The 7,430-nt window shown below is 58.9% G+C and carries 9 protein-coding genes and 2 pseudogenes; 7 read left to right on the top strand and 4 right to left on the bottom strand.

Annotated features, from left to right (window positions below; translation table 11 throughout):
* A partial coding sequence (locus ACGVJ8_RS08555; RefSeq protein ID WP_392347237.1) for a transglycosylase domain-containing protein occupies positions 1 to 1,681 on the top strand: 1,681 nt, incomplete at its 5' end.
* Between the two features lie 9 nt (positions 1,682 to 1,690).
* Here the strand turns inward: ACGVJ8_RS08555 and ACGVJ8_RS08560 are convergent.
* Positions 1,691 to 3,028, bottom strand: coding sequence for a 16S rRNA (cytosine(967)-C(5))-methyltransferase (locus ACGVJ8_RS08560; RefSeq protein ID WP_392347239.1), 1,338 nt, complete (start codon positions 3,026 to 3,028; stop codon positions 1,691 to 1,693).
* Between the two features lie 3 nt (positions 3,029 to 3,031).
* Positions 3,032 to 3,328 (bottom strand): MGMT family protein, encoded by a 297-nt coding sequence (locus tag ACGVJ8_RS08565; RefSeq protein ID WP_392347241.1) that lies wholly within the window; start codon positions 3,326 to 3,328, stop codon positions 3,032 to 3,034.
* 168 nt (positions 3,329 to 3,496) lie between these two features.
* Here ACGVJ8_RS08565 and ACGVJ8_RS08570 point away from each other — a divergent pair, with 168 nt between their 5' ends.
* Positions 3,497 to 4,186 carry a TrmH family RNA methyltransferase gene (locus ACGVJ8_RS08570; RefSeq protein ID WP_392347243.1) on the top strand — a complete coding sequence of 230 codons (690 nt, stop codon included), beginning with the start codon at positions 3,497 to 3,499 and terminating at the stop codon, positions 4,184 to 4,186.
* Positions 4,187 to 4,249: 63 nt separating this feature from the next.
* The gene (locus tag ACGVJ8_RS08575; protein WP_392347245.1) at positions 4,250 to 4,423 is read left to right on the top strand and encodes a hypothetical protein; all 174 of its coding nucleotides are present in this window, start codon (positions 4,250 to 4,252) and stop codon (positions 4,421 to 4,423) included.
* Between the two features lie 2 nt (positions 4,424 to 4,425).
* On the opposite strand, the gene ACGVJ8_RS08580 is transcribed toward ACGVJ8_RS08575, so the two are convergent.
* Both ACGVJ8_RS08580 and ACGVJ8_RS08585 read right to left on the bottom strand, forming a co-directional pair.
* On the bottom strand, positions 4,426 to 4,641 hold the full coding sequence (locus ACGVJ8_RS08580; RefSeq protein ID WP_392347247.1) for a hypothetical protein: 216 nt from the start codon (positions 4,639 to 4,641) through the stop codon (positions 4,426 to 4,428).
* A 19-nt stretch (positions 4,642 to 4,660) separates the two neighbouring features.
* The gene (locus tag ACGVJ8_RS08585) at positions 4,661 to 5,482 is read right to left on the bottom strand and encodes an ABC transporter permease (RefSeq protein ID WP_392347253.1); all 822 of its coding nucleotides are present in this window, start codon (positions 5,480 to 5,482) and stop codon (positions 4,661 to 4,663) included.
* Between the two features lie 83 nt (positions 5,483 to 5,565).
* Between ACGVJ8_RS08585 and ACGVJ8_RS08590 the strand changes: the two genes are divergently transcribed.
* The 4 genes and pseudogenes from ACGVJ8_RS08590 (at position 5,566) to ACGVJ8_RS08605 (ending at position 7,118) form a co-directional block, all read left to right on the top strand.
* A complete protein-coding gene (locus ACGVJ8_RS08590) occupies positions 5,566 to 5,772 on the top strand; it encodes a hypothetical protein (protein WP_392347249.1) in 207 nt (68 codons plus the stop codon).
* Positions 5,773 to 6,120: 348 nt separating this feature from the next.
* Positions 6,121 to 6,429: pseudogene (locus ACGVJ8_RS08595) on the top strand (histidine kinase dimerization/phospho-acceptor domain-containing protein); the annotation flags it as partial.
* 32 nt (positions 6,430 to 6,461) lie between these two features.
* Positions 6,462 to 6,766 (top strand): annotated as a pseudogene (locus ACGVJ8_RS08600) (sensor histidine kinase).
* 127 nt (positions 6,767 to 6,893) lie between these two features.
* Entirely contained in the window at positions 6,894 to 7,118 is a 225-nt protein-coding gene (locus tag ACGVJ8_RS08605; RefSeq protein WP_392347251.1) for a hypothetical protein, read from the top strand.
* Positions 7,119 to 7,430 lie beyond the last annotated feature (312 nt).

A 7,430-nucleotide genomic window follows, 5' to 3' on the forward strand; every position in this document is an offset into this window, starting at 1 on the left:
CACCATCACCCAGCAACTCGCTCGAACCGTCTTTTTGAGCCAAGACCGCACGATCACCCGAAAGCTGAAGGAAGCGGCTCTGGCCATGAAGCTGGAACGCCAGCTGAGCAAGCAGCAGATCCTCGAGCAGTACCTCAACTACGTCTACCTGGGCTCCGGTGCTTATGGCGTTGCCGATGCAGCCTGGATCTACTTCTCCAAAACCCCGGAGCAGCTCACGGTTCCTGAAGCGGCCATGATCGCTGGGCTGCCGCCGGCTCCATCGATTTATTCACCCCTGGTGAACCCAGATCTGGCCAAGGAGCGGCGCTCGATCGTTCTGGATCGCATGGCCCAGGCAGGATTCATCTCCACCAGCGAGGCGGAGCGCGGTCGCAACAGCCTCCTGGGACTGAAGCCAGCAACACCCAAGTACTTCAACAGTTCAGCGCCTTACTTCACCACCTGGATTGCCCAGGAGCTGCCCCAATTCTTGACGCCAGAACAACTGGAAGTAGGCGGGGTCAAGGTGCGCACCAGCCTGAATCTCGACTGGCAAAAGAAAGCTCAGCAGGTGATTCGAGCCAATGCCCCCTTCGACACCGAAGGTGCGATGGTTTCGATCGATCCCGGCAACGGACTGGTGCGGGTGATGGTGGGCGGCAAGGATTTCTCCAAGAGTCAGTTCAACCGCACCATCCTGGCGCTGCGCTCTCCGGGCTCCACCTTCAAGTTGTTTCCCTACGCCGCGGCCATTGATCGCGGCATGAAGCCCGAAACCAAAGTGTTTGATGCCCAGCGTTGCTGGAATGGCTACTGCCCCAAAAACTTTGGGAACAAGTACTACGGCAACATCTCCCTTGCCGATGCGCTGAAGAACTCGCTGAACACGGTGGCAGTTCAACTGCAAGACATCGTTGGATTTGATGCCGTCATTGAGATTGCCAACAACTTCAACATCGGCACCGAGCGACTTCTCGGCAAGTACTACCCCATGGCCATCGGGGCCTACGAACAAACCATCCTCGACATGACCGCCGCCTATGCCGGCATGGCCAATCGCGGAGTGTTCTTCACACCCAGCCCCTTCGAGGAAATCCGTGGACCCAAGAATGAGCTGCTTTGGAGCCGGCGACTGAGCGACAACCGAGGCAAACGGGCGATTGATAGTGATGTGGCAGACACCATGAACTGGATGCTGCAACGGGTGGTGGCCGGCGGCACCGGCATCGCCGCCAAACTCGATGATCGACAGGTGGCCGGCAAAACGGGAACGTCAGAGAACACCCGTGATCTCTGGTTCATCGGCTCAATTCCTCAGCTCACAACGGGCGTCTGGTTTGGATACGACGACGACCGCGCCACCAAGAGCACCAGCGGCGAGGCGGCATGGGCATGGAAGCAATTCATGCTTCAGATCAAGGACGAGATCCCAGTCCGCGCCTTCCCCGACAAACCCATGCTGAAACGCAAAGTGCGTTTGGCTGTCGATCCGAAAACGATTGCCAAGCCGCCCAAGACCAAATCCAAACAAAAGCCTAAGGGCGCCACCGAGCCTGATGGAGCTCAACCGACGGTTGAGACCGACCTGCCCGCTCTCACGCCCGTGGCACCTCCGCCTCGCCAGACGCCCTATCTCTGGAGAAACAGCTCCGCAGGCAGAAGCGTTGATCGCCAGGGGCGTCGTTGGACCACGGATTGATCCAAGGACTTAGACCCGCTGCAGCACAGCCGAATAGAACCCATCCCCGCCGCTGGCTTGGTCCGGCCAAAGCTGGTTTTCCTGCTCCAGACTCAGCGTTGTGTGACGCTTCAACAGAGCCCGGATCTGTGCCTGATTTTCATCGGGATGAATGGTGCAGGTGGCGTACACCAACACTCCTTGGAGAGCCAACAACGGCAAAAGCCCTTCCAGGAGAGCCTGTTGTTGGGGCAAAAGACCACGGATGGATTGGGGCGTCACCCGCCAACGGGCATCGGGGTGACGGGCCAGGGTTCCCAGCCCAGAGCAGGGGGCATCGATCAAAATCCGCTGGAAGGATTCACGCCATTGGGGGCGCTGCTCCAAAAGATTGGTGGCATCCGCAGCAAGGGCATTGATGGAGGCGAGGCCAAGCCGGGCGGCATTGGCCGCAACGCGCTTGAGCCGTCCGGCTGAACGGTCCACAGCCCAGATCTCCGCTTGATCTCCCACCAACTCCGCCAAATGGGTGGCTTTCCCCCCCGGAGCCGCGCAGGCATCCAGGATGCGATCTCCCGGATTGGGATCGAGCAGAGGTGCAATCCACTGCGCAGAACAATCCTGCACACACCAATGGCCCTCGGCATAGCCAGGCCAGTGGCGCAGATCGCCACTGTGGCCTGAGATACGCAGGCCGTCGGGACAACCAACGATGGGTTCGCTGTTGATGCCAGTCGCAGCCAGATCCTGCTGCACCTGCGAAGGACTCGATCGCAACCGATTCACCCGCAAATCCAGATCCGGCACACGGTTGCAGGTGCTTGCCACCGCTGCGGCCCCCTCCGCCCCGCGCCACTCGATCAACAACTGGGTGAACCAATCCGGCAGGGAATGGGCCTGGGCCAGCTGAGCCGCCAGATCGTTGGGCAGTTGCAGGGTTTCACCGGCCTCCCGCGCCCGCAGCGCCGCCCGCAGAACCCCATTCACCACAGGAGCCAGTCGGGCCAATCCCTTGCTGGCTTTGGCCAACTCCACGGCGGTGTTCACCGCTGCTGAATCTGGAATCCGCTCCATCAACAGCAGTTGATAGAGACCCACATGCAACAGCCAGCGCAGCTTGGGCGGTTGCTTCGCGGCCGGCACCTTGCCCAACCGATCCAGCCAGGCATCGAGAGTGCGCCGTTGGCGGATCGCGCCATAGGCCAGCTCGGTCACCAACCCCCGATCCGAAGGCTTGAGATCCCGCTCCCGCAGCGCCCGCTCCAGCGCCACATCGGCATAGGCCCCAGCCGCAACCGCCTGCAACACATCCCAGGCGAGACGGCGCGGCAGCAGTCCAATCGGAGCCGAATCAGACAAGAGGACCACGCATCAATCCCCAGCATGGGCGTCCGGGTGCCAGAGGAACTGACACAACAGCAAGCGTCCTTCCTCATCCACCGGAATGCCCTCTGCCAGCAGCAGGTCCCGCTGGATCCAGTCACTTCCCTCACGGCTGAGACTCATCGAAATCCGACCCTGAGCGTTCACCACGCGATGCCAGGGAACGGTGGACGGGAGCTTGAGACGCCGCAACGCCCAACCCACCTGACGCGCACAACCAAAGGCAGCGATCAAATCGGCGATCTGGCCGTAGGTCGCCAAGCGGCCGTGGGGGATACGGGCCACCTGGCTCCAGACACGCTGATCAAACGAACTGCCGGAGACGTACGGTTCAACAGAGGGATCCTTGGGCGGAATCTGGATGGCGACGGAAGCTCTAACTTCTCAATTGTCGTTCTAGGCCCCAAAGCATGGAAGGTCCCAAACCTGTTGCTCTCACCCGATTAACTGCCCATGCCCCTGCTGCCGCGACGGTTTGAGCGACTGAAATCCGTGCTGAACCACCGCATGGCGGATCTCACGGTGCTGCTCGAACACGTTGAGAAACCGCACAACCTCTCCGCCATCCTGCGGAGCTGTGATGCCGCTGGGGCGCTGGAAGCCCACGCGGTGAGTTTTGACGGGCGGCCACGCACCTTCAACAGCACAGCCCAGGGCAGCCAAAAATGGGTGCCTCTGCACGACTATCCCGACACCGAAACAGCCATCCGCCACCTCAAAGCGAAAGGGTTCCGCCTCCACGGAACCTATCTCGGGGTGAATGCCAAGGACTACCGGGAGTGCGACTTCACCGGAGCAACCGCCTTCGTGCTCGGAGCCGAGAAATGGGGACTGACCGATCAAGCTCGGGATCTGATGGATGAAGCGCTGTTCATCCCGATGCGCGGCATGGTGCAATCCCTGAACGTGTCGGTCGCCACTGCGACTCTGCTGTTTGAAGCACTGCGCCAACGTCAGGTGGCCGGTTTGGCTCCAACCCAAGGAGAAGGCCTGAAGCCAGAGCAGTACCAGCAGCTGCTGTTTGAGTGGTCCTACCCGGAGGTGGCCCGCTGGTGCAGGGAGCAGGAACGGCCTTACCCCGCCTTGAGTGAGGAAGGAGAGCTGATGGAGGAATTACCGCGAACTGTGAAGCTGCGCTGCTGATCTGACGGAAGACTTGTGTCTCTATGAACCCTGGGCCATAACCAAAGCAGCGGATTGTCAGCAATGGACAACAAACAGCTGCACCAGTACGCGGTCACCTACCACTGCGGAAACGAATGGGGCGAAGAAATGCTCCAGTCCGACGATCTCAGCCATGCCGTGGAAGCGGCCCATGCCATCTTCCCCAGCTCCTGCCGGATTTCGATCCGTGAGGTGAAGGTACCGAAACCCGCCTGAAATCAGCGCTGACGCCGCGGAACCCCAGGCAACTGAACCGCGGCGATCAACACCGCCGTTTCCAGCAGGAGATTGCGGCTCACGAGTACAACCACCAGCAGCAAGGTGGTGGCCAGGATGCGCTCGAGCAAAGCGATCACATCATCCGTGCTGTCGCAGCTCTTTTTCCAGAGCAGCGCGGCCATGCCCAGCAACATCAAGCTGCTCCACCAGGCCATCCAACCCGTGCCGATGGGGTCAGTCTGACGCGGGCAGGGCTTCGGCGCCGCCGACCCAGGCCTCAATGCCCTCCCCAAGGAAGGACAGGCCCAATACGAGAACAAACATCGCCAGGCCTGGGAACAGCGCCGTCCACCACACCCCGGTGGGCACTGCTGCGAGTGCCAGGTTGAGATCACCACCCCACTCGGGCACGGTCTCCGGCAGGCCCAGACCGAGAAATCCCAATCCCCCCAGCACCAACACCGCATCAGCGGCATTGAGGGTGAGCAGCACCGGCACTGAGGTGATCACGTGGCGAAACAAGTAGCGCCGCAGGATCCAGAGCGGCCCCGCGCCCAGGCTCTGGGCGGCCTCCACAAACAGCTCGCTCTTCATCTGGGCGGTTTGGTTGCGAACCACGCGGAAATACTGCGGCACGTAGACCACGCAGAGCGCTGCGGCGGCATTGGGGATGCCCTTGCCCAGCAGAAAGGCCAACACCACCGAAAGCAACAACACCGGAAGCGTGTAGAGCGTGTCCATCAGCAGCACCATCAGGCGATCGACGGCGCCGCCGAAATAACCACTCACCATGCCCAGGGGCACACCCACCAGCAGGGCCAAACCCACCGCCAGCAACACCACCTGAAGCGCCACCCCACTGCCGGCCATGGTGCGCACACACACATCCCGGCCGAGCCGGTCGGTGCCGCACCAATGGGTCCAGCTGGGACCGGAGTAGATCGGGTTCTCCAGGCCGGTATTGGCGTCCGGAAGGACGCCAGCACTCACCAACAACGGCGTGATCAAGGCCACCAGCAGGTAGATCCCCACAATCACCAGGCCCCAGCGGGCCATGCGGGTGGAGAGGCTAAGGGTCATATAGGAAACATTCAGCTTGGGATGTATGCATTCTCCGCCCAACTGATGAGAATGGAGACATGCGCTCCTCTTATCGCTGGAGAGAACATTTGCTGGGCAGCCTGCAGCTGGCAACGTATTTGGTGGTTCTTGTTGGCTTCACCGGAGCATCAACGGTGGGCCTATTCTTGGGCCAACGCACCATATTCGCCAATAAAAGCCAGTTGGCCCGGGCCAGCATTGAAGAATGTGCGCACGCCATCGAGACCCTGAATCGATACCAATAACTCTCAGCACATCGTTGAACTGGCCAAGGAATTCCTCTCGGGCGCACGACTATGGATGATGAGCAATACAGAGACCAACCTGAAAGGTCTTAGCAATTACTTGGCGATGATGATCCTGATCTGGGGAAGCTGCCTTTCCATTACTTTACTGGCTGTCAGCTGAGTGGTTCGAAGAATCGTTAAGTCACTAAATCAGCTGAGCCTCGCCACAGCAGACCCGAATGCCGATAACTTATCAGACACACGCTTACAACTTGATCAAACCCCGACAGAAATCGAAGATTTACAAGACACCTTTGACTCCCTGGTCGAACGCTTAGCCAATCCTGGAGCCAGCAAAAGCAATTTGTCAGTGCCGCTAGCCATGAATTGCGGACACCCCTTCCGATCGTTCAGGGGTGTCTTTACCACACGATGAAGCGAAGCAAAAGTCTTACCAAACTGGAAGTTAAAGACCTACAAACAGCGAATGAAGAAACCATTCTGATGAGAACCCTTCTGGATGATCTTTTGGATCTATCTCGAAGTGATTCAGGCAGGCCATCCATCACCTATGAAGACATTTTCTTGGCTGAAAAGCTTGAGCAAGTTGCTATACTTTCTCGAAACACTATGCCCAGTAAAGTTCAGATAAAACTTCCAGAAAGAAGCATTTAATCGCTCGAGCTGACGCCGCAAGACTGTAACAGGTGTTGTTGGATCTCATCGAAAATGCTCACAATTACTCACCGGAAGAAGCACCGATCGAGCTCGTACTGCGCAAAGACACCGAAAATCCAGCAATCGATGTTATCGACCATGGCATCGGGATTCCTCCTAAAGAGCTGGAGACAGTGTTTGAGCGTTTCCAACGCGCTAGCAATGCCCCCTATAAACAGGATCAGGGCTCGGGCTTTCTTTGGTCAAGCTGTTTGTTGAAGGAATGGGCGGCAGAATTGAGGTGGCGAGCCGCCTTGGAGAAGGAAGACATTTCACCGTGCATTTGAAGTCATGATCGCTTTTTTAGTGTTCTGCTCACTGCTGGTCCCGGTGAACATCTGGGCTGCAATCACCCCACACATGCACAGCGAAGTCTCAATGAGAATCCTGCATGGGCTTTGCACCGTCGTGTTGATTCTCCCTTGCTCTGGGCGATCTGGAACCAACGTCGCTCACTGCAGCCTCTTCTAGCACTGGCGCTGGCGATCTTCGCCGTGATGATGGTTGTTATGAACAGCTGGATCACTTTCATGGGAATGGGAGTCGAGCTGGGCTGGTTGGACCACCTCTTCCTGGCGCTGTCTGAAGTGGCGTTGACCGTGTTCTTTCTGCTGGCACCAGAGCAGGAGCCAATCACGGAGCCCTAACCCACTCCCTGGGAACGGACCCGACTACCCAAGCGAGTGCGTTGTTCGATCTGCATCTGCAGCACCGGAAGAGCCGACGGCTGGTGGAGCTGAAAACGGTCGACGCCATCCAAGACAACACGGTTCTGATAGCGGCTGCCGCTTCGGATCTCGCCCCCTACACGCCAAAGGCAGGACCGCAGTGCATCAACACATCACCACGCCAGATCGCCGATGGCGCTGGTCCGAGGCTGTGCACAACAGGTTCTGAGCCGTCCCTTGGGGTGATAGCGAGCTTGGGTTGCCGGTTGGCGAACGCACAGGGCCATTTCT

The organism is Parasynechococcus sp. (assembly GCF_042954245.1).
Taxonomy (GTDB): Bacteria; Cyanobacteriota; Cyanobacteriia; order PCC-6307; family Cyanobiaceae; genus Parasynechococcus.